The organism is Mahella australiensis 50-1 BON, from assembly GCF_000213255.1.
Lineage (GTDB): Bacteria > Bacillota > Clostridia > Mahellales > Mahellaceae > Mahella > Mahella australiensis.
In genome coordinates this window covers 1,008,685-1,030,511 of the sequence record NC_015520.1, presented here as the reverse complement: position 1 = coordinate 1,030,511, position 21,827 = coordinate 1,008,685, and the positions used below count along the sequence as shown (strand labels likewise).

At 44.2% G+C, this 21,827-nt stretch carries 24 protein-coding genes; 2 read left to right on the top strand and 22 right to left on the bottom strand.

Going from position 1 to position 21,827, the window contains the following annotated elements:
- Positions 1–25 precede the first annotated feature (25 nt).
- The gene (gene rpmB, locus MAHAU_RS04945) at positions 26–217 is read left to right on the top strand and encodes a 50S ribosomal protein L28 (protein WP_013780622.1); all 192 of its coding nucleotides are present in this window, start codon (positions 26–28) and stop codon (positions 215–217) included.
- A gap of 120 nt (positions 218–337) precedes the next feature.
- Here rpmB and MAHAU_RS15715 read toward each other — a convergent pair whose 3' ends face one another.
- From MAHAU_RS15715 to MAHAU_RS04860, 18 genes are all read right to left on the bottom strand, one after another.
- The gene (locus MAHAU_RS15715; protein ID WP_013780621.1) at positions 338–496 is read right to left on the bottom strand and encodes a hypothetical protein; all 159 of its coding nucleotides are present in this window, start codon (positions 494–496) and stop codon (positions 338–340) included.
- Positions 497–564: 68 nt separating this feature from the next.
- Complete coding sequence (locus tag MAHAU_RS04940) at positions 565–1,194, bottom strand: thiamine diphosphokinase (protein ID WP_013780620.1); 630 nt, start codon at positions 1,192–1,194, stop codon at positions 565–567.
- A complete protein-coding gene (gene rpe / locus MAHAU_RS04935) occupies positions 1,191–1,859 on the bottom strand; it encodes a ribulose-phosphate 3-epimerase (RefSeq protein ID WP_013780619.1) in 669 nt (222 codons plus the stop codon). Before rpe ends, MAHAU_RS04940 begins: the two co-directional genes overlap by 4 nt.
- Complete coding sequence (gene rsgA, locus MAHAU_RS04930) at positions 1,853–2,737, bottom strand: ribosome small subunit-dependent GTPase A (protein WP_013780618.1); 885 nt, start codon at positions 2,735–2,737, stop codon at positions 1,853–1,855. The genes rpe and rsgA overlap by 7 nt, the downstream gene beginning before the upstream one ends.
- On the bottom strand, positions 2,734–4,674 hold the full coding sequence (gene pknB, locus MAHAU_RS04925) for a Stk1 family PASTA domain-containing Ser/Thr kinase (RefSeq protein WP_013780617.1): 1,941 nt from the start codon (positions 4,672–4,674) through the stop codon (positions 2,734–2,736). Before pknB ends, rsgA begins: the two co-directional genes overlap by 4 nt.
- Positions 4,662–5,420: a Stp1/IreP family PP2C-type Ser/Thr phosphatase gene (locus MAHAU_RS04920; protein WP_013780616.1), complete on the bottom strand. Its 759-nt coding sequence runs from the start codon at positions 5,418–5,420 to the stop codon at positions 4,662–4,664. Before MAHAU_RS04920 ends, pknB begins: the two co-directional genes overlap by 13 nt.
- A gap of 12 nt (positions 5,421–5,432) precedes the next feature.
- Positions 5,433–6,467 carry a dual-specificity RNA methyltransferase RlmN gene (gene rlmN / locus MAHAU_RS04915; protein ID WP_013780615.1) on the bottom strand — a complete coding sequence of 345 codons (1,035 nt, stop codon included), beginning with the start codon at positions 6,465–6,467 and terminating at the stop codon, positions 5,433–5,435.
- Positions 6,468–6,471: 4 nt separating this feature from the next.
- Positions 6,472–7,815 carry a 16S rRNA (cytosine(967)-C(5))-methyltransferase RsmB gene (gene rsmB, locus MAHAU_RS04910; RefSeq protein WP_013780614.1) on the bottom strand — a complete coding sequence of 448 codons (1,344 nt, stop codon included), beginning with the start codon at positions 7,813–7,815 and terminating at the stop codon, positions 6,472–6,474.
- Positions 7,816–7,821: 6 nt separating this feature from the next.
- Positions 7,822–8,514, bottom strand: a complete 693-nt coding sequence (locus tag MAHAU_RS04905; RefSeq protein WP_013780613.1) for a zinc metallopeptidase — start codon at positions 8,512–8,514, stop codon at positions 7,822–7,824.
- 11 nt (positions 8,515–8,525) lie between these two features.
- A complete protein-coding gene (gene fmt / locus MAHAU_RS04900; protein WP_013780612.1) occupies positions 8,526–9,458 on the bottom strand; it encodes a methionyl-tRNA formyltransferase in 933 nt (310 codons plus the stop codon).
- Complete coding sequence (gene def, locus MAHAU_RS04895) at positions 9,455–9,952, bottom strand: peptide deformylase (RefSeq protein WP_013780611.1); 498 nt, start codon at positions 9,950–9,952, stop codon at positions 9,455–9,457. Before def ends, fmt begins: the two co-directional genes overlap by 4 nt.
- Positions 9,953–9,968: 16 nt before the next feature.
- Complete coding sequence (gene priA, locus MAHAU_RS04890) at positions 9,969–12,176, bottom strand: primosomal protein N' (RefSeq protein ID WP_013780610.1); 2,208 nt, start codon at positions 12,174–12,176, stop codon at positions 9,969–9,971.
- The gene (gene coaBC / locus MAHAU_RS04885) at positions 12,173–13,384 is read right to left on the bottom strand and encodes a bifunctional phosphopantothenoylcysteine decarboxylase/phosphopantothenate--cysteine ligase CoaBC (RefSeq protein WP_013780609.1); all 1,212 of its coding nucleotides are present in this window, start codon (positions 13,382–13,384) and stop codon (positions 12,173–12,175) included. Before coaBC ends, priA begins: the two co-directional genes overlap by 4 nt.
- Complete coding sequence (gene rpoZ / locus MAHAU_RS04880; RefSeq protein ID WP_013780608.1) at positions 13,368–13,565, bottom strand: DNA-directed RNA polymerase subunit omega; 198 nt, start codon at positions 13,563–13,565, stop codon at positions 13,368–13,370. The genes coaBC and rpoZ overlap by 17 nt, the downstream gene beginning before the upstream one ends.
- Positions 13,562–14,176 (bottom strand): guanylate kinase, encoded by a 615-nt coding sequence (gmk, locus tag MAHAU_RS04875; RefSeq protein ID WP_013780607.1) that lies wholly within the window; start codon positions 14,174–14,176, stop codon positions 13,562–13,564. Before gmk ends, rpoZ begins: the two co-directional genes overlap by 4 nt.
- Before the next feature lie 6 nt (positions 14,177–14,182).
- Entirely contained in the window at positions 14,183–14,467 is a 285-nt protein-coding gene (gene remA / locus MAHAU_RS04870; RefSeq protein ID WP_013780606.1) for an extracellular matrix/biofilm regulator RemA, read from the bottom strand.
- A 15-nt stretch (positions 14,468–14,482) separates the two neighbouring features.
- Complete coding sequence (locus tag MAHAU_RS04865; protein WP_013780605.1) at positions 14,483–15,364, bottom strand: YicC/YloC family endoribonuclease; 882 nt, start codon at positions 15,362–15,364, stop codon at positions 14,483–14,485.
- A gap of 137 nt (positions 15,365–15,501) precedes the next feature.
- On the bottom strand, positions 15,502–17,268 hold the full coding sequence (locus MAHAU_RS04860) for an Rqc2 family fibronectin-binding protein (RefSeq protein WP_013780604.1): 1,767 nt from the start codon (positions 17,266–17,268) through the stop codon (positions 15,502–15,504).
- A 114-nt stretch (positions 17,269–17,382) separates the two neighbouring features.
- Between MAHAU_RS04860 and MAHAU_RS04855 the strand changes: the two genes are divergently transcribed.
- Positions 17,383–18,333: a hypothetical protein gene (locus MAHAU_RS04855; protein ID WP_013780603.1), complete on the top strand. Its 951-nt coding sequence runs from the start codon at positions 17,383–17,385 to the stop codon at positions 18,331–18,333.
- Between the two features lie 23 nt (positions 18,334–18,356).
- Here the strand turns inward: MAHAU_RS04855 and MAHAU_RS04850 are convergent, their stop codons facing one another.
- From MAHAU_RS04850 to MAHAU_RS04835, 4 genes are read right to left on the bottom strand one after another with little or no spacing between them, the layout of a single operon-like run.
- Positions 18,357–18,542, bottom strand: a complete 186-nt coding sequence (locus tag MAHAU_RS04850) for a hypothetical protein (RefSeq protein ID WP_013780602.1) — start codon at positions 18,540–18,542, stop codon at positions 18,357–18,359.
- 45 nt (positions 18,543–18,587) lie between these two features.
- Positions 18,588–19,583, bottom strand: a complete 996-nt coding sequence (locus MAHAU_RS04845; protein WP_013780601.1) for an acyl-CoA dehydratase activase — start codon at positions 19,581–19,583, stop codon at positions 18,588–18,590.
- Positions 19,561–20,685 (bottom strand): hypothetical protein, encoded by a 1,125-nt coding sequence (locus tag MAHAU_RS04840; RefSeq protein ID WP_013780600.1) that lies wholly within the window; start codon positions 20,683–20,685, stop codon positions 19,561–19,563. Before MAHAU_RS04840 ends, MAHAU_RS04845 begins: the two co-directional genes overlap by 23 nt.
- On the bottom strand, positions 20,639–21,661 hold the full coding sequence (locus tag MAHAU_RS04835; RefSeq protein ID WP_013780599.1) for an acyl-CoA dehydratase activase-related protein: 1,023 nt from the start codon (positions 21,659–21,661) through the stop codon (positions 20,639–20,641). Before MAHAU_RS04835 ends, MAHAU_RS04840 begins: the two co-directional genes overlap by 47 nt.
- Positions 21,662–21,827 lie beyond the last annotated feature (166 nt).

The window sequence follows — 21,827 nt, the reverse complement described above, 5'->3', positions numbered from 1 at the left end:
TTTTGTATAGAGGGAGGGTATGGATATGTCAAAGGAATGCGCGATATGCCATAAGAGCGTTGCTTACGGTAATGCTATAAGTCATTCGCATAGGCGCAGCAACAGGCGCTGGGAGCCCAATTTGAGAAGGGTGCGTATAGTTGTAAACGGCGCCCCTAAGCGAGCATATGTATGCACGCGCTGCCTCCGTTCAGGAAAGGTACAGCGCGCCATATAAATAAACGGGAAGATGATTTCTTCCCGTTTATTTATTTTATGCCAAATATCGTTTTCAGCAAACCCCGTAACCCCCTCGGCGCTTTAAACACATAGATCTTCATAACAGCCTACACCTCCGCTATATGGATTTAGCTGTAACATAACCATACCATATAAGTAAACCGCCTAATATGAACAACCATACTTCTGTCGGCACTATGATGCCTATTATAACAATGCCTCCAACCATCAATGCTATACCGATGACACGTTTTGTGTTAAGAGAGTTCCATCTCACCGATAACTCTCCTCTCAAAAAATTTTCCATATTTCATATTATGCAGCTTACCGAAAAGTGACACAATTTTATAACACCGTATGCACGGCCAGCAACCAGCCCCCGCTCAGCCTGACCGATGCCTTTGAATCAGTAAAAACATTGCTCACACCGAATGGATACCCGAAAGGAAATTTTCTATCCTTTATGGCATAATAAAGTCCATCGGTAAATAAAATGGTAACCCCGTCGCCTAGAGGGAGCAAAGAAAGCAAATCGCCCTGCTTACCGCTTATTTTCAATACATCGTCGCTCACGTATAAAACGCTGTCTCCATCTACTATACAAGACGATATGCCTCTCTGTTTAAGCATGGCAAGCAGTGAAACGTTTGCAAAGGCATGATCAAACCGCCCGCCCAACGCAGCATAAAGTGTTATATCGTCGCACCCATGTGCAATGCAATAGTTTATGGCCAAATGGGTATCGGTTTCATCTTTATCTCTGGGGTGTTTTGAAAACTCCACTCCTTTTGATTCAAAACAAGTCCTTGCCTCGTCGCTTATCGAATCCAGATCGCCTATTATGCAGTGAGGCACGACTCCTGCCTTATAGGCATGATCGGCGCCACCATCCGCACATACTATGAGATCCGCACCGACACATTTTATAGTATTATAATCTTCTACTATCCCATTGCATATAACAATGCCTTTCATGCCATAGCACCGCGCAGCATGTTATATTTGAAGTCAGCAGCAGCTTCGGCTATATCAGGTTGATTTAATATAGCCGACCCAGTAACTATAACATTGGCTCCGGCAGCCATCACAGCATGCACATTATCCATCGTTATGCCGCCGTCTATCTGTATATCGAAGTTAAATCCACGATTATCCTTTATTCTCTTTAAATCAGCTATTTTATCCAACATGGATGGTATAAATTGCTGGCCTCCAAAACCTGGATTAACTGTCATCAATAATATCATGTCCGCTGCATCCATAATATAGTCCAGCACCGACAATGGGGTGGCTGGATTCAATGCTATAGCTGCTTTTAAACCGTTTCTTTTTATAATATCTATGGTTCTGAGCGGATGGCGCAGCACCTCCGCATGTACCGTTATGGAGTCGGCCCCTGCTTTAGAAAATGCATCTATATATTCATCGGGGTTATCTATCATGAGGTGAACGTCCATGAACATATTTATATGAGATTTTATCGACTTCACCATCATAGGGCCCATACTTATATTAGGCACAAAATGGCCATCCATTACGTCTACATGTATACCGTCGGCGCCACCTTTTTGCAACTCATTAATTGCGTGGCCCAGATCGAAGAAATCCGCCGAAAGTATAGATGGAATTAGTTTTACCATCGTACAAATCCTTTCTCTTGCTCTAGTTCATCCTGAATATAGACATAGCGTTCATATCTGCCTCTATCTATCAATCCTTGTTCTACAGCCTGTCTCACAGCGCAATTAGGCTCTTTTAAGTGCAGGCAATCGCTGAAATAACATTCTGCAGCATATAATGAAAATTCTCTATAGAAGGCCGCCACTTCATACTTTGTCAATCGAAGTTCGAATGCGCTAAATCCTGGCGTATCGGCTATCATACCGCCGTCCACGGCTAGCAGCTCAACATGCCGCGTAGTATGTTTGCCCAATCCAGCTTTAGCGCTTATTTCTCCTACTGCCATACGATTTTGACCGCATATAGCATTTATAATGCTTGATTTACCTACACCCGATTGACCTGCTATAACCGTTATCCTGCCACGCAAAAAGCGTTTCACATCCTCTATGCCACACAAGGGTTCGGCTACGCTGGTATAAACAACGTTATAGCCCGCCATCTCATAGGCCTTACTGATAGCCTTACATTGAACCATCCCATCATCTAAATCTATTTTATTTATACATATTACAATATCCAATTGCTGTTTTTCGGCAGCCAATATAAGCTTATCCAATTGCAATAGATTTGGCTCCGGTTGCGCAACAGCTATCACCGCGATCATCTGATCGACATTGGCCACCGGAGGCCTGGTCAGTGCATTGCGTCTCGGCATTATTTCATCTATTATCCCTGTACCATCATCCAAAACTCTTATACGCACTCTATCCCCTACCATAGGTATTATATGGAGTTTCCTAAACTTGCCTCGCGCTTTACAGTCGTATATATTACCAGTCGCTGCTACTTTATATAAACCGCCCACACCCTTGATTATAATACCTTCTAGGATCATGAAGCCTCCTTGGTAAAATCTATTTCTATGCTTTTATAAAGTTGATCGAATATATATACCTCCACTACAGCTTTGCTCTTACCCTCCACATTTATTTTTATTTCCTTTTCGGAAGGCTTATGAACCCCTTGATAGACAACCTCTGTTACATCGCCTTCCTTTTTAAGCACCTTTATAGTAAGTTGTTCAGCAGGCTTTTCCGGGTCTTCTGGGTCCAGCCAGTCCTGAGGCAGAGGTATTGTTATCTGCTTGGGCGAGTATATCTTCGGCTTCCCACTGCTCACCCAGAAGTCTACCGTACTGCCTTCGGTCACTTGAGTTTGTGGTTCCGGCTTTTGCCTTAATATAACATCTTTGTCATATGAGCTGTCTTCCCTGACGATACGCCCGATTTTAAGGCCGTATGATTCCAGCACTTTTTGAGCATCATCCAAAAGCTGTCCCTCAAAATCCGGCAGCGTTATAGTGGTTGTCTCTGGGCCATCGCTCACAACGTAATCCACCTTTATATTGTCTCCAGTTACGTGTATACCTGCTTTTGGATTCTGGTCCATAACATACCCGGCAGGGTATTCATCGCTGTAGCTATGCCTTACTTCACCCGGCTCTAACCCTGCTTCTTCTAATATTAATTTCGCTTCGGTTTCGGTTTTGTTTACTATAGATGGCACCTCTATATTCTTAGTTCCCTGACTTACAATAACATTTACCGAAGCCCCCTTTTTTACCGTTGTATTTGGCTGGGGGTCTTGTGAAATTATATATCCCTCCGGCACTTCATCATTATACTGGCGATCAACAACATTCATAACTAATCCAAGAGATTCTAATTGCTGTCTAGCAGCATTTTCTTCCTGACGCACTATAGATGGCACATTTACATCAGGTACGGCAAAATAATCGTTATATATCCTCATAGCCGTCGCTGCGCCGGCCGCCATAATGGCAATAATAGCAACCGCTATGATAACAACCTTCCACACTTTCTTAGCGGGACGTTCTTCAGCAGAAGGCTGTGGTTTATCATGATCGCGCTCATGTATAGCAGGCACTACTCGCGTAGGTTCATCGACCATGGAGTCGCTAATGCTAACGAAGGTACCATATGGCTCGCGCAGTACACGCCGCAAATCCACCATCATCTCCATAGCACTGTCGTAGCGTTGATCCCTGTCCTTTTGCAAAGCTTTTGTTATAACTTGATCCAACGCCGGCGGTACATCTGGATTAAGCTCTCTAACCGATCTTATATCATCATGTAAATGCTTAAGCGCTACCGCTACAGCGGTATCACCTGTGAACGGCACCTGGCCCGTCACCATCTCATAGAGTACCACACCCAGCGAATATATATCCGACTTGGCATCGACATACCCGCCACGAGCCTGCTCCGGCGATAGATAATGCACCGATCCCATGGTATCGGTGTCGTACAAGGTAGTAGAAACATCAGCCACGGCTTTAGCGATGCCGAAATCGGCTACCTTGACCACACCATCAGCGGTAAGCATTATATTCTGAGGTTTTATATCCCTGTGTATTATCCCGTGCTTATGGGCATGATCCAATGCCGCGCATATCTGTATGGCTATGTTTACAGCCCTCTCATATGCTAAAGGAGCGTCTCGTTTTATAATATCCTTAAGTGTAGGGCCGTCTATATATTCCATAACTATATATCTTAGGTTATTATCATTGCCTATATCGTATATATTGACTATATTATGATGAGAAAGCGAAGCAGCAGCCTGTGCCTCTTTTCTAAAACGCCTTATGAATTCCTCATTGTTGGCATACTCCGGCCTTAGGATTTTCACCGCCACATCGCGGCTAAGCAGATGACAGTGTGCTCTATACACCACCGCCATGCCACCTTCGCCTATCTTCTCCACTATTTCATAGCGCCCACCCAATATTTTACCGATTAATGCATCCATCCCTCTTTTTCTCCTATTCCAGATTGTTGAAAGAGGATAACGGTAATATTGTCTAAACCTCCTCTATCATTAGCAAGCCTAACCATAGCATCGGCCTTACAGCTCAATTCATTATCAGCAGCGCATATCTCCCATATCTCCTGATCGCTCAATTGACATGTGAGACCATCAGTGCACAGCAATAATATGTCTCCGGCATTATAGGGAATTTCCACGCGGTCTATTTCTATATCATCCTCGCTGCCCAACGCCCTGGTTATCACATTGCGCTGCGGATGATTAACCGCCTGGTCTTTGGTAATAGTTCCCTGATTGACCATCTCTTGTACCAGTGAATGATCTTCAGTAAGCTGCCTGATACAGCTTTCATTTATCAAATAAGCCCTGCTGTCGCCGATATGCGTTATATAGATCCTTTTATCGGTTATCCATGCTGCCGTCATTGTGGTGCCCATGCCCTCGTATTGCTCATACTGCTCAGATAATTCGACCAGCCGTCTGTTAGCGTATTGCATGGCATTCGCCATTAAATCAGCTAGATGAACACGATCCGTTTTATGCTGTTTTATATAGTCCACCATAGCATTAACAGCTATATAACTCGCCACGTCGCCCGCATTGTGCCCGCCCATACCGTCAGCGACCAATAACACATTATCGCATAACCTTTTGCCATCGGGTATGAAATAATAATCTTCATTATGGCTGCGCATCTTGCCCCTATCGCTTAAAGCTGCAATCCCCATATCATTCCTCCATCACTCATCGACAAAGCGGCGGCGCAATTGTCCGCATGCCGCATCTATATCGGTACCCAAACGCCTTCGTATGCTCACAGGTATACCTTTTTTATTCAGTATACCATAAAAATGTTCTATTTGCTTCTGTGAAGACGGTTGAAATTCACAGCCTTCCACATTGTTAAACGGTATAAGATTGACATGGCATATCATGCCCTTAAGTACATCGGCCAGCATGTACGCATGCTCCACTCTGTCATTTATATCTTTAAGCATTATATACTCAAACGTAACCCTCCTGCCGGTTTTTTCAATATAATAATTGCAAGCTTTTATTATATCATCTATCGAATAAACCTTGGACATAGGTATAAGCTGCCTGCGTATATCGTCGTTAGGAGCATGCAATGATACCGCTAACGTAATAGGCATACCTTCTTTTGCCAGGTCATATATGCGCGGCACCAAGCCGCACGTGGACAACGTCATATTCCTATAGCTTATATTAAGCCCTTTAGGCTCGTGCAGCAAACGCATAAAAGCTATGCTTTGCTCATAGTTATCCAATGGCTCGCCGCTGCCCATTAGCACCACATGCGAAATCTTCCGGCCGACATCCTGCTGTATACGCAGTATCTGATCAACCATCTCACCTTTGGTAAGGTTCCTTTTTATACCTTTTATAGTAGAGGCACAAAATGCGCATCCCATGCGACAGCCTACCTGGCTGGACACGCATACACTGTTGCCGTACTCATATAGCATCAATACGCTTTCTATTATATTACCATCTTTTAATAAAAACAAATATTTTATAGCGCTGCCATCCTCAGACTGCTGGCGCTTATATATGCGGCATGAGTCGGTATAGCAACGTTCCTTCAGCCTCTTGCGGAAATCCGCTGGCAAATCGCTCATCTCATCTATGTCATCCACACCTTTATAAACCCAGCTAAATATTTGCTGGGCGCGGTATGCCGGCTGTCCGAGCTGTTGAACCAGCTTACTCATGTCATCCATGCTCATGTCCTTAAGAGCTATTGGTTGCTCCATACCTTTACCTCACTTTAAGCATTCTGGCCACGAAAAAGCCATCTATTTTATCCTCATTCGGATAAAATTGCACCCATTTATCCCTGCTATCACGAGAAGCGCTCAACGCATGTGGCAATTTTTGATAGACGTCATCCAATATAAAGTCGCTGTGATCGTTCAAAAAGCTGTTTACCATATTTTGATTTTCATCGGGATTTATGGTACATGTGCTGTATATGAGCGCGCCTCGTGGCTTAACATAAAGGCTACATGTATCCAATATTTGCCTTTGTATTTGCAAAAGCTCTCCTATATCTTTTTCAATCCTTCTCCATTTTATGTCCGGCTTATGCCGTATAATGCCCAATGCTGAGCATGGAGCATCTATCAGCACCGCATCGGCCACGCCATACCAATCCTCATTATATATGGTGCTGTCATAGCATACAGGTTCTACACAATTTACACCAAGCCTAGCGCACTGTGCCTTTATAAGCTCTATCCTATGAGGATACACGTCGACTGACAGTATGCGTCCTTGGTCTTTCATAAATTGCGCCATATGGACAGCTTTACCGCCAGGCGCGCTGCAGGCATCGATTATGATTTGCCCTGGTCTTGGATCCACCACATGAGCTACCATCATAGACGCCTCATCCTGAACAGCAAAAAGCCCGTCGTCATAACCCGGCAGGCTTTCTACGTCGACATTTTGTTCTATATTAAGCGCTTCGGGCAGGTATACCCCGCAGCTATACATTATACTACGCTGTTCCAGCAGCTTTATCAAGTCATCCTGCGATATCTTGAGCTCATTAGCCCTTATAGTCAAAGACGGCCTGATATTTTGTGCTGCACAAAGCTCCTCCACCGACGTTTCACTCATAGTATTAAGCCATAACCGTACCATCCATTCGGGAAAGGAATATTTAAGCGCTATTCTAGAAACAGTATCCTGAGGAAAAAGAGAAACAAGATGGTCTTTTTCTTGTATAAGGCGTCTCAATACGGCGTTAACATATCCGGCTTCTCTTTGGCCAGCGTATTTTTTTGCCAATTCCACGCTGCTGTCGCATGCGGCAAAGTCAGGAACTCTGTCCATATACAGTATCTGATACATGCCCATGCGCAATATATTTCTAATCCAAGGCGATGCTTTACCTCCTCTGGAATAGCGCTTTATAAGCCAATCCAGAGTCAGGCGGTAGCGCGTAACACCATATACCATGTCGGTTATAAAAGCTCTGTCCAGCGTTGAAAGGCTATTATCTTTCAGCGCTGGTTTAATCTCTAAATTTATATAAGCCTTCTTAATATCTATATCGCGCAACAGCTTTAGCGCTGCGTTTCTTGCTTTATCTACCATGCAATATCAGTCTCTGTCGCCTCTTATAAGGAGCAGCCTTAATAGTTGAGCTATAGATACCGCGGCTGCAGCTACATATGTCAAAGCGGCTGCACTTAGTACCGCTCGAGCCTTTGGCCGCTCATCATCGCTTATAATGCCGCTCTGGCTCAACATCGCTAACGCTCTATGGCTGGCATTAAATTCCACGGGCAGCGTTATTATCTGGAACAATACCGCTGCGGAAAATAATATTATACCCGCATTTATCAAACTCCCCGAACTCATTATAAGGCCTAATATAATGAGTATCCATGTAAACTGCGCGCTGAAATTCACTATCGGCACCAACGCATTGCGCGCTATAAGTGGAAAATAGCCATGCTGATGCTGTACGGCATGACCGCTCTCATGCGCGGCAACGCTTATAGATGCTATAGACGGCTGAGAATAAACCGGCTCTGATAAACGCAACACACGCTTTGATGGATCATAGTGATCGGTTAAAGCCCCTGGTATGCGTTCTATGCGCACATCGTTCAAACCGTTGGCATCCAATATATAACGCGCTACTTCAACACCGGTATATCCCTTCCTGTTAGGTACCTTAAGATATTTGGCAAATGTATTTTGCACCTTAAACTGAGCATACATCGCCAATATCATAGCCGGTATAAAAAATAGCAAAAACCCTGTATCAAATCCATACAAATATGGCATATAAACTCCCCCTATCTTAACATCGTTCCTATTTCTATCTTATGTCCTCTTAAATATTCTTCAATATTCATGCGTTTTTTATTCTGTTGCTGTACCTCATCTACAGCCACGCATCCATTTTCGCACTTTATTATTATACCATATTCTCGATGTATATCAACTATTTGGCCAGGCAACGCATCCTTATAATCCGATACAATGCGGGCATGCCATATCTTGATCATGGTATCTTCATAGAACGCATATGCCCCAGGCCATGGTGTAACGCCTCGTATGAGGTTATATACGGTTTTAACATCCGCATTCCAGTTTATGTGGCCCATTTCTTTTGTAAGCTTGCTGCAATAGGTGGCCTCGTTATCGTTTTGCTTTATACGCGGTGCTCGGCCTTGCTCTATAAGCACCAGTGTATCCTTTAGAACATCTTTGCTCAATACCGCCAATCTATCATGAAGCTGGCCTGCTGTTTCATCGGGGTGTATATCTATAGCTCGCTGCAATATCATATCACCCGTATCCATGCCCTCATCCATATACATTGTGGTTATGCCGGTTTGGCTCTCGCCGTTTATTATAGCAAACTGTATCGGTGCAGCGCCTCTGTATTTGGGCAGCAGCGATGCATGGACATTTATGCAGCCTTTAGGTGGGATATCCAGCACTGATTTAGGCAGTATTTGACCAAAGGCCGTAACAACGATAATATCTGGTTTGATGTTCCTCAACCGTTCTACAAAATTCGTTTCTCTGATACGCGGCGGTTGATAAACTTGTATGCCCCGTTGCACAGCCACCTCTTTGACGGGAGGGGAGGCCAAACGACCTCCCCTCCCTTTTGGTTTATCAGGTTGCGTCACAACGCATACCACTTCATGCCCTTGTTCCAGGATAGCCTCCAACGACGCTACCGCAAACTCAGGCGTACCCATAAATACTATCTTCACAGCGCCGTTTCCTCCTGCTGTTCATCCGATTCCTGATCAGATTCCGGCTCAGGTATAACTTTATCCAGAAAGACTATGCCATCCAAATGGTCTATCTCGTGGCAAAATGCCCTGGCTATAATTCCCGTACCCGTTACTTCACGGATCTCACCTTTTCTGTCCATTGCACGCACAGTAACCTGCTCCGGCCTTTTTACGGTACCGCTCATACCGGGGAAGCTGAGACATCCTTCAGGACCCACCTGTTCGCCTGATTGCGCGATGATCTCAGGATTTATAAGCTCGATTATCTTATCCTCATCCATATCGGCTATAACCACAACGCGCTTTAATATGCCCACTTGTGGGGCAGCCAGGCCTACGCCCTCAGCTTTTTTCATGGTCTCGACCATATCATCCAACAGCGTCAACAGCCTCTTATCTATTTTTACGACCGGCCGCGCTTTTTTACGCAGTATCGGATCCTTAAACTTTCGTATCTCTCTTAATGCCATTTTATAATGCACCTCCTCACAGCATACTATACGGATTTATATCCATGCTGGCACATGAATATCTGTCCACCATGCGCTTTATATCATATTTGATATCATCCATTATATGAACATCTACCTTTAATATTATCTGCCAACGATACTCATCCTTTATTTTTTCCATAGGAGCTGGCGATGGGCCTAATATCTCCACATCATTATTATAGCACATATTATTCAGATAGCAATGCAGCTCGCCAGCCATGTCCTCGGCGGCTTTTATGATATCGGGCAGATGCTTACCCGATAAAGATATTTTCACTATATTGGAAAATGGTGGATATTTAAGCCTTTCCCTTATCTCGATCTCTTGGCGGTAAAAGCTCTCATAATCATGCTTTACAGCAGCCTGCAGGCTATAATGTTCGGGTTGATATGTTTGTACTATAACCATACCCGGTTTCGCTGCCCTACCAGCCCTACCTGCAACTTGTGTAACCAATTGAAATGTATCCTCAGCGCTGCGAAAATCCGGTATGTTAAGCGCCGTATCTGCAGCCACCACGCCCACCAGCGTCACTTCTGGAAAGTCCAACCCTTTGGCTATCATTTGCGTGCCTACCAATATATCCACCTCATGGCGCCATACCAAGCGCAATATATCTCTATGAGCATTCTTCTTAGTGACAGTATCGGTATCCATGCGCACAACGCGCGCATGTGGGAAAATCTGTTTTACATCATGCTCTATTCGCTGTGTACCGGCTCCGAAGTATCGTATATAAGGACTCTTGCATTTGGGACATACTTTAGGTACCGCTATCTTATAACCACAGTAATGGCATTGTAGTTGCCCCTTATCCGAGTGATATACAAGCGATATATCGCAGTGGGGGCATTTCATCACAAGCCCACAGTTTCGGCATGATACAAATGTAGAAAATCCTCGCCTGTTCATGAATAGTATACTCTGCTGGCCGGCTTTCAAATTGTATGCCACGGCCTTGAGCAGTTTTCTGCTGAAAATACTCTTATTGCCGTATGCTATTTCCTGGCGCATATCCACTATATCTACATGAGGTAACGGCTTACCATTTATCCTGTCAGGCATAACCAGCAAACGCATATCGCCCTTGCCGGCAGCATAATATGTTTCCAGAGACGGCGTAGCGCTGCCAAGCACTAGTACGCCTGCTTCTATATCGCAGCGCCGCTTGGCCACTTCCCTGGCATCATATTTAGGCGTCATATCGGATTTATAACTACTCTCCTGCTCCTCATCGAGCACTATGAGTCCTAACCGTTGGACAGGTGCGAATACTGCCGAGCGCGCACCTACTACCACCTGTGCTTGTCCGTTTTTTATACGCCACCACTGCGCGTATTTCTCGCCCATGGAGAGGCGACTGTGCCATACCGCTACGCTGGAACCGAATCTTGCCGTAAAAAGCGCTACCATCTGTGGTGTAAGCGATATCTCTGGTACCAGCACTATCGCATCCTTGCCTATATCCATGGCATGTTGTATAGCTTGCAGATATACCTCTGTCTTGCCGCTGCCTGTCACGCCATGCAGCAAAAAAGCACCTTCTCCTTCGTCCACGGCTTTATTTATAGCCGTTATGGCTTGAAGCTGTTGTTGTACCGGCCGGACTGTGCTGATAGAGCCGGACACTGCAGCCTCATTATAGCTATCTTTTATGCGCACGCTCTCTTTTACAGTATACTCATATGCTATTACGCCATCCCGCTCTAATTCAGCCAACACGCTGCTTATATTTTTTACGGGCACGACTTTTTTCAAAGCATTCAAAGCCATGCGTCCTTTATTATCCCTTAATGCGTTGATAATTAAGGATTTGGTATTATCGATAACATCGGCCTCGTTTAGCAGTACTATCATTTTTTGGATCCTGGCTTTGACGCCTGGAGGGAGCATGCATGCCAATGCCGCCCCTAACGGGCACAGATATTGCTCTTTCATCCAAAACGCCAACTCCAACATAGCCTTAGTGAAAATAGGCTCTTTATCCAACAGCGCCTCTACAGGCTTTATTTTATCTTCTTCTATGTCAGCATGATCGGTTATATCGACGATATAACCTTCCATAAGACGGTTACCTAGCATTACTACGGCACGACGGCCTATCAGCATATCGTCGCTTATATCATCGACTATTTTATATGAATACGTATCGCTGCCTGCCGGCACATTCAGCGCCACACTGGCAAAACGCGGTTTCATAGGACACTGTCCTCAAAAAGGCTCGCTAATTCATCCAGTATAATATGAGCCACCTGCTCTTTTGGCATTCTGGGCACTTCTTTCAAATTGCCGTCATGACGTATTATCTTGACGGCATTATAGTCACTGCCAAAACCTACTCCATTGGCGCTTACGTCGTTGGCCACTATCATATCCATACTCTTATCTACCAGCTTCTGGCGCGCGTACTGCTCGACATCTTGAGTCTCAGCCGCAAAACCTACCACCTTCTGCCTGGTTTTAGTTCGTCCCAGCGTTTTTATTATATCAGGAGTCCTGATAAGAGTTATCGTCATGGCATCTTCTGTCTTTTTTATTTTGACAGGACTCACTTCAGCCGGCTTGTAATCCGCAGGCGCTGCAGCACCTATTACAGCATCTACCTCTTCAAAGCGGCTCACCGCCGCCTCATACATATCCTGAGTCGATATCACAGGTATAATCTCTGCCCCTACCGGTGGCGTAAGGGCTACCGGTCCCGATATGAGCAAAACCTTTGCCCCTCTATCCAATGCTGCCCGAGCTATTGCATACCCCATTTTGCCGCTGGAATGATTGCTTATATACCTTACAGGGTCTATGGCTTCGCGCGTAGGTCCTGCCGTAACCATAATAGTTTTGCCGTCAAGGTCGTTCTTGATGTTTAGCATCCTCATGACAGCCTGAACTATGATCTCCGGAGATGATAGTCGTCCCGTACCGTAATCACCGCATGCCAAACGCCCGCTCTCGGGTTCTATCACCTCATAGCCTTTGTCTTTGAGAATGCTTATATTATGTTGGACTATAGGATTCAAGTACATATTGGTATTCATAGCAGGGGCCAACACAACTTTGGCCTGCGTGGCCATAACGGTAGTGGACAGCATATCATCGGCTATACCATTGGCTATTTTGCCTATTATATTAGCAGTAGCCGGCGCTATGAGGAATAAGTTGGCCCTCTTAGCCAGTGCTATATGCTCTATCTCATCGGCCATAAACGGCTGAAACATATCCACCGCCACCGGATGCTCCGATATGGACTGAAATGTCAATGGGGTGACAAATTGCGCCGCATGTCGCGTCATTATAACATAAACGTCAACGCCGGCTTTTTTTAAGCGGCTGACTATATCCACAGCCTTATAAGCAGCTATACCACCGGTTACCCCTAGAACGACCGTTTTATTATTTAATCCGTTCATATGTGATCTTACCCTGGGCTATCTCGCATGCAGCTATGGTAACAGGATTGTTGGACGGAATATTGGATACCAGACTAGGTTCTCCCTCCGCCAATTGTCTGGCCCTTTTTGCTACCATTACTACCAATGCATATTTGCTATCAACCCTGCTCAACAGATCCTTAAGAGGTGGATAAATCATTTTTCTAATCCCTCCAAATAATTTATGTAAAGGTCCTTATTGCGCTCTACCCTGCATTTTTCAGCGGTTATTATCGCGTCGATTTTCCGAGCAGCCGCTTCTACTACATCGTTTATAACAACGTAGTTATATCGGTTTATAAAATTAAGCTCTTTATAAGAGCTGTTAAAACGCTTTAACAGCTCTTCCTCGCTCTCAGTGCCCCTTTTTACTATGCGCCGTTTTAACTCTTCCATAGACGGCGGTAATATGAATATGAATACGGCATCGTCGAATTTTTCTTTTATGCTGAGCGCACCCTGTATATCTATCTCCAGTATTACGTCCTTGCCTTCCATCAAACGCTCGCGCACATACGATTTGGGCGTTCCATAATAATTGCCATATACTTCAGCGTATTCTAAAAACTCACCGTCTTCTATCATTCGCTTGAATTCATCGACTGTCTTAAAAAAGTAATTCACGCCCTCTCTCTCACCGCGCCTAGGCGCTCTTGTGGTAGCCGATATGGATAGCTCTACATTATGATTAAATCTGCGTAAAGCACGGCATATGGTTCCTTTTCCAGCCCCAGATGGACCGGAAATAACGATAAGCAGCCCCTGTTGCATCTTCCTTTACTCATCCTCTTCATTATAATCTTCTTCGTATTTTATGCCTTCCTGAACATTCAGCCTATGAGCCACCGTCTCAGGCAGAATAGCCGATAATATAACATGATCGCTATCGGTTATTATGACCGCTCTGGTTCTTCGGCCATAGGTCGCATCTATAAGCATGCCTCTATCCCTCGCATCCTGTACTATGCGCTTTATAGGAGCTGATTCCGGACTAACTATAGCTACAAGTCTATTGGCTGATACTATATTGCCAAAACCTATATTTATCAACCGTATATTCACAAAAATGCCTCCAAATCATTCAATATTCTGTATCTGCTCCCTTATCTTTTCGGTGATAGCCTTTGCCTCTATAACACTATTTATTATATCCACATCAGTTGCTTTGGAAGCAATGGTATTAAATTCCCTATATATTTCCTGCGTTATGAAGTCGAGTTTTCTGCCCACCGGTATATCATCGTTTATGGCCCGGCTGAATTGATCTATATGGCTGTATAGCCTGGTTATCTCTTCGCTTATATCGCTTTTATCAGCATAAATCGCTATTTCAAGCATAAGCCGATCCATATCCAACAGCGTATCATCTATCATTTCCTGTATCCGAGCAGTCAGTTTATCCTTGTACGCATCCACGACCCCATCGGCTTTCGATTTTATACTGCCTACGATAGCACGCAATCCTTCTAAGCATTCGTATATATTAGCATATAGGTTTCGCCCTTCATTGCTACGCATGGTTATAAGCTCTTCTAACGCCTTGTCCACGCACTGGAAAACGGCCTCGGACAGTGCAGAATCATCAGCCATGCCATCCCGTCCTGTATTCAATACACCAGGCAAACCTAATATATCTGCCACATTTAATCCGCTATACAACTTATAATCATCGGCCAATCTCCTGGATAACTCTATATATGCCTTAAATGCAGCTTCATCGAATCCGGCTGTTATATTGGCTTCACCACGCCTTTCGCACGATATCGATACATCGATTTTGCCTCTGCTCACCCTTTTCTGTATGAGCTTTTTAATATCGTTTTCCATAAACATAAGCTGCCTGGATGCCCTTATATTTATGTCGGTATAGCGATGATTCACTGCCTTTATCTCAGCGGATACGTCCCATTCACCAGCGCTGCATTGGCCTCTGCCATATCCGGTCATACTTTTTATCATAATAGAAATCCCACACCTTCCAAATTGAAAACCGACGCTTTATAAAGCATTACCGCGTTAAAGCTCGCTACATCATTATAACATATGCTAATCGATAATTAAACCATTTTTTAAGGTTTTTTATTCAAATATGACCATCACACAATCCGATTTAGCTTTTTTAACAAATCAGTATCCGGAGTCACATAAATCGTTTTATAATTTGTATATATCACCTTGCCGGGTCTGGCACCAGCCGGCTTATTTACGTATTTGCATTGGGTATAATCCACAGCAACATTGCTGGAATCGCGGCCTTTGCTGTAATGCGCCGCCAACATAGCCGCTTCAAGCAGTGTTTGCTGATCCGGCAGTTTACCCTGGCTCCTTATTATAACATGTGAGCCAGGCAAATCTTTGACATGAAGCCAGTAATCGCTCTTAGCGGCCCATCTCAATGTCAACATATCATTTTGAACGTTGTTCTTGCCAACATATATGTCCATGCCCGTCGATGATACAAAGTGATGGGGCTGCGATGGCTTTGCCTTACTTTTATCGCTATTTTTGCGTCTGTGCTTTATATAACCCTGCTCCGATAACTCTTGGCGTATCTCATCTATATCGGTTTCTTCAGTGCATCGCTCAAGATTATCCAATTGGCTTTCCAGATATTCTATTTCGTCCCTAGTCTGTTCTATCTGGGGTATTAAAGCAGCTGCTGCATTCTTGGCCTTATTATACAGCTTAAAATAGCGCTGTGCATTTTCAGCCGGCGTAAGTGACGGATCCAATGAGATGGTCAATTCATCCATTGTTTGACTATAGAAATTGACTAGTTTCGCCTCACTCTGTCCGGGTTGTAACTGATACAGATTGGATGTTATGAGCTGACCGTACAGCTTATAGCGATCCATATCTTTAGTCTGTGCCAACTCTCGCTGTTGTATCTCCAGTTTCCTTTTTGCCCTTTCCAAATGAGTATTGAGCAGCTTACGCAAGTCCGATGATTTCTGTTTTATATGGTCTATGGCATCCTTCTGAGCATAGTATCGCTCCAGTACCTGGCTTATGGACTGCATATAAACTACTTGACCGTTTACACGACGGTGTACGGGCAGTGGGAAAAAATCTACAGGATTGCCTTGCTCGTCATATATTATAGCAGGCTGCCATCTTTTGTCGACCACATCGCTCCTAAAGTGCTCAAATGCATCCCATAAAACATCGAGGACTTCTAAGGTAATCTGTTCCAGCTTCAGATCGCCGTTTATACCAGCGATGGCCGCAATTTCAGTTGCAGTAGAACGCGATATCCCATTTATGATGCTAGATAGGGCTTGTTCCAAACTCATCGACGCAGGTTGGCCAGCCAATTGCGAGGCCATCCCACTCTTACTGATTGAAAATGGATCGATCTTATCCTGTTTCGGAGGGTAGGCATAAAGCAGCCCTGGCAATACCTGGCGCACGCGGCTCATCTCATGAGTTATATGCTTTATGCTGTCTATGATAACGCCATCTTTGTTGATCAGTATTATATTGCTGTGGCGTCCCATAATCTCTATCGTCAGCCGCTTTGAAGTCTTGTCACCCAGCTCATCATAACTCTCAACCCCTATTTCTATAATGCGCTCGGTATCGGGCTGGTCCACCGAAACTATACGTCCCCCCTGCAAATGCTTGCGCAATACCATACAAAACATAGGGGCATTCATAGGGTTTACCATAGAGCGCTCGGTTAAATTAACCCGGGCATTGGCAGCATTGGCCGAGATCAGGAGTGTACCTCCTCCAGCCTTGCCTTTGGCATGAAGTACTATTTCATCCCTTTCGGGTTGATATATTTTATCTATGCGGCAATCTAGAATACGGCTATTCAATTCATCTACTACACACCGCACAGCTATTGCATCTAAAGCCATATCAAAATTTTCTCCTATTATCTATGTTCTTTATATTTTATTATAACATAGTATTTATACCTTGTATCAGATAAAGCGATATAGTATAATTCTCCTAGTGAAGGAGGAGAATTCATGGACAGTCAAAATTTAAGCGACATACGCTATGCTATCAGAGCACTGCCTACATTAAAAAACCGCTTAGAAAGGTTGGAACGACAAATAGGCGAAGCCGAAGATAATGTGGTGCAGCTCAAAGAGAAGTATGAACAGGAATCGCGGGATATAGAGCGTTTGACCGATGAGTCGTTTTCTGCAGCTCTACTGCGCCTTATCGGCAAATATGAAGGCAAACTTACAAAAGAGATGCAGGAGCAGCTTCAGGCTAAAAACGAATACGACAAAGCCTTAGATAATGTCAATCAGCTTAAAGCGGAACGCGATGAGTTGGCCAAGCGGATAGAATCTTTGAAAAATCAGCAAAGGACGTATGAGGCTGAACTGGAAAAACGCAAGAAATGGCTTATTGATAATGCTGATAGCGATTCGTTCAAATTATATAATGATTTAGATAAGCAGATCAATGCTCTCGCCAAGCAGCTTGTGGAAACTGATGAGGCTATCAGGGCTGCCTCAAGAGCAGCCGCAACGGCTCAGGAAGCCCTCCAAAGCCTTAGAAGCGCCGAAAAATGGGCTACATACGATGTTTGGACAGATAATGGTATATTCAGCCATATGGCAAAATATAATAATATCGATCAAGCACAATCATTGTTAAATAGGCTCGATTCTCAATTGCAAGATTTGCGAAAGGAACTGGCCGACGTAAATCTGAATCTATCAGCAGGATTCACTACAATCAGCCGCACAACAAGAGCTGTTGATTATTGGTTAGATAACATATTCACCGATCTCAACGTGCGGTCGATGATCCGCAACAATCAGGAATACATTAGCAATATTTCCGGCAAGATTCAATCTGTAATCTCACAACTGAAACGAAATAAGGAAAAAATTGAAAGCGACATAAAGCGGCTAGAGAAAAATAAGGAAGAATTGCTACTTACACTTAATCTCGACAAATAAGGTGCAGGATTATCCCGCACCTTCTATGTCTGATCGGTACCAGCCAATTCTTTGTCGAATATCTTACAGCTCCCATCATGCCAATGCACACAATTGCTGCAACTTACCTCATCCTGATTAACAACATCAGTCATAGCCGAATTGATGGAGCGATACTCTTCGCATATCGAGGCTACGTACCTTCTCTGCTGAATACTGGGGGACTCCATAAACAGCGCCTCCTTTTTTATTAGTATTTACCTCTTCAATTCAGTTTATGCCATAGCCTTATCTTTATCCCTGCGTTGCCTCTTCAACAAAGCGTTGTGCCATTTGCCGCACCTATCACCCCATCTGGCCACCACCTGTTTATCGGCCATAATCTGTACTACCTCACATTGGTTGGCGCAACCATCACAATCAAAGCTTTTGGTTTTAAAATCCATATCAACTAGATCAAATCCTCGAAAATCAGTATATCCTTTACGTTCGACTTCTTCCTGAGCAAGTATGGCGGCCCCGATGGCTCCCATGACCTCATGGTGTTCAGGTACATATACATCGCATTTTAAAGCCTCTTCAAATGCGCGTTTTATACCTATATTAGCGGCCACTCCACCTTGAAAAACGACTCTAGGTAGTATCTCCTTACCTTTGCCCACATTATTCAAATAATTTCTGACCAACGCCTCGCATAAGCCATTTATTATATCCTCAGGCTCATAGCCCATCTGCTGCTTGTGTATCATATCCGACTCAGCGAACACAGCGCACCGACCGGCTATACGCACTTTAGTAGTAGACCTCAGCGCCATCTCGCCAAACTGTTCTATTGGCACACCAAGACGGGCAGCTTGCCTGTCCAAAAACGAACCGGTACCAGCCGCGCATACGGTATTCATGGCAAAATCCGTCACTATGCCATCGCGTATGATAATAATCTTAGAATCCTGCCCTCCTATTTCCAATATAGTGGAAACATCGGGGACTTTTTCTAAGGTTGCCACCGCATGAGCGGTTATTTCATTTTTAACTATATCAGCGCCCACCATCACGCCAGCTAAATCACGCCCGCTGCCTGTAGAACCTACGCCAGTTATATCGGCCTCATCAGGCATTTCGTCCTGCAGCAGACTCAATCCGTCCTTTATAGCTTTTATAGGTTGGCCTTGCGTCTTCAAATACAATTTGCTTATAACATTATGCTCTTCATCGATAAGTACGAAATCGCTGCTTACCGATCCTATGTCAACGCCCAAGTAATAATCCATAATGTTTTTCCGCCCTTTCTTTTTCCCTTTTACGTTTCAGAAGGTCTACAAAAGCTTCCAAGCGGGTCTGGTAACCCGCTTCGCCAGTCATTTCATCAAGTATGAGCGTCATCACTGGTATATTTTCATCTTTGCTGACCTGCGGCAATATGGTTTCGGCCACTATTTCCGGCATACAACCGAAAGGCATGAGCTGTATAACTCCATCGTACCCCTTACGGCTGTAAAGAATCGTATTGCCTATACATTCCCTGCCATGCCCGCCGACACATAGATCCAAATAAGGCTTAGCCGCCTTTCTGACCCTCTTCTCGCTGCTCAAGCCCAGCAAGCCCAGAAATACATTATCTATTACCCAGCCGCTTATATCCATCGAGCGGTTTACTTCTACGCCTAAATTACCCAGTTTTTGCTCGACATTGAGATTGACAAACGGTTCTATAAGCGTATATATTTCCCCTACTAACCCGATTTTAACCGGTTGAAAGGTTTTATCAACCTTAATCGCTCTGATCTCATCCTTTGCTCGACGTATCACCTTCAATATTTCATACGGACCGAAGGCTTTTACCACATCAGCATGATACCTCGCCCATATAGCATCGGTTTGACCTTTATCTATCTCTCTCGGGCGAACTTTCAGTATCATTCTATCCAATTCATCGGCTTCTTTTATAATCTTAAATCCTAAATAGCCGGCCTTTATAGCCTTTCCCACTGTAGCATTAGAACCCCCCAGTTTAGCTAGTTTGCCGAATAATGGCTTAAAATCACCATCCTGAGGCGGATCTAGTATTAATATCTCGGCATCATAGCCCAAATCATTCAGTATCTCCTGCTGAACCACCCCATAATAACCAAAACGGCATGGTCCACAACTGCCTGTGATAGCTATTGTATCCGCTCCCCGCTCTATGCTCTCAATATAATTGCCTAGCGTTACTTTTAAAGGCAAACATGCCATCTCCGGCGCGTACCTAGTACCAAGTTCCAATGTACGACTGGTGCATAAAGGCGGAACTACTACTTCTACACCCAACGCGTCGAATACAGCCTTAACCCCTATGTAGGTATTGCCTATATGCGGGAACGTCACCTTCATGTTGATCCCTCCATTTTATCATATCTAAGAAAGCCTCTATGCGCGTATCCACGCCGGCTTGGCCGGTATGTTCATCTATGTTCAATATCATAATAGGTACATTGTCCAAACGCCTGCCTCGGCGTTGCACGAGCTCAGTTATAAATGCATCGACACCGCATCCGAAAGCCGACATATATACGACGCCCCTTACGCTTTTAGAACGAATCATGTGCATAGCTGATGCGTAAATAGCCTTACCAAACGTGTAAAACATGCGTTTGGGTAGTTTATCGGCCTCTTCATCTATGACATCATCCGCCACATTTTCCGGCGTTATAACACCATAGCCAGCCTGCCTCACTTTATCGATTAGGCCCATGCTCAAGTAATTATCATATATAACATAGGGATGCCCTATTATACCTATAGCCTGGCTATAATCGCGTGCGCTTTTTATTTCGCGAAATGCTTTATCTCGTCTATCGCCTAATAGATCTACCGGGAGAAAGCCCGACCTGAGCAACGCATCGTAATTCCTCTGTGCCTTCACAGCTTCAGAATAGGCTTCGCTTATAGCGGATTTATCGCTCGTGATATGATGCCCTACAGACATAAAAAATCTGCGCATCTCCTCCTCACTACCGTTTTTATGCATATTCAAGGTCTCATCTATTATCGGCGGTAGGTGCGCTATGGAGTTTTTTATCATTTCCGGCAAGCCGCAGAATTTAGGGCAGATGTATTCGTGCCTGGCCACACTAACCAGCCGCGGTACGAATATGGCGTCTGATTTACTTGCTAACTCTAGAATATGACCTCGAAATAGCTTTAAAGGCAGGCAAGCATCATCGGCAAAATCCTTGATACCGCGATCCAATATGGTTTTATTAGTATCATCAGAAACAATAACTTCGCAACCTAACTTCTCAAAGAATGTTCGCCACAATGAATAATATATATAATACAGCAGCCCTTTAGCTATACCAATCTTCATAAGCTTGTCCTCCAAAAATATAAACATAGGAATATTATAAACAATATCCGCAAAATTTATATCCTAATTATAAATTATACAAGATAATTATAGTACCATAATCTACAAAATTCAAGTTTATTGGAGCAAAATAGCACAATTTTATGGAGTGGCTTTTATACATATT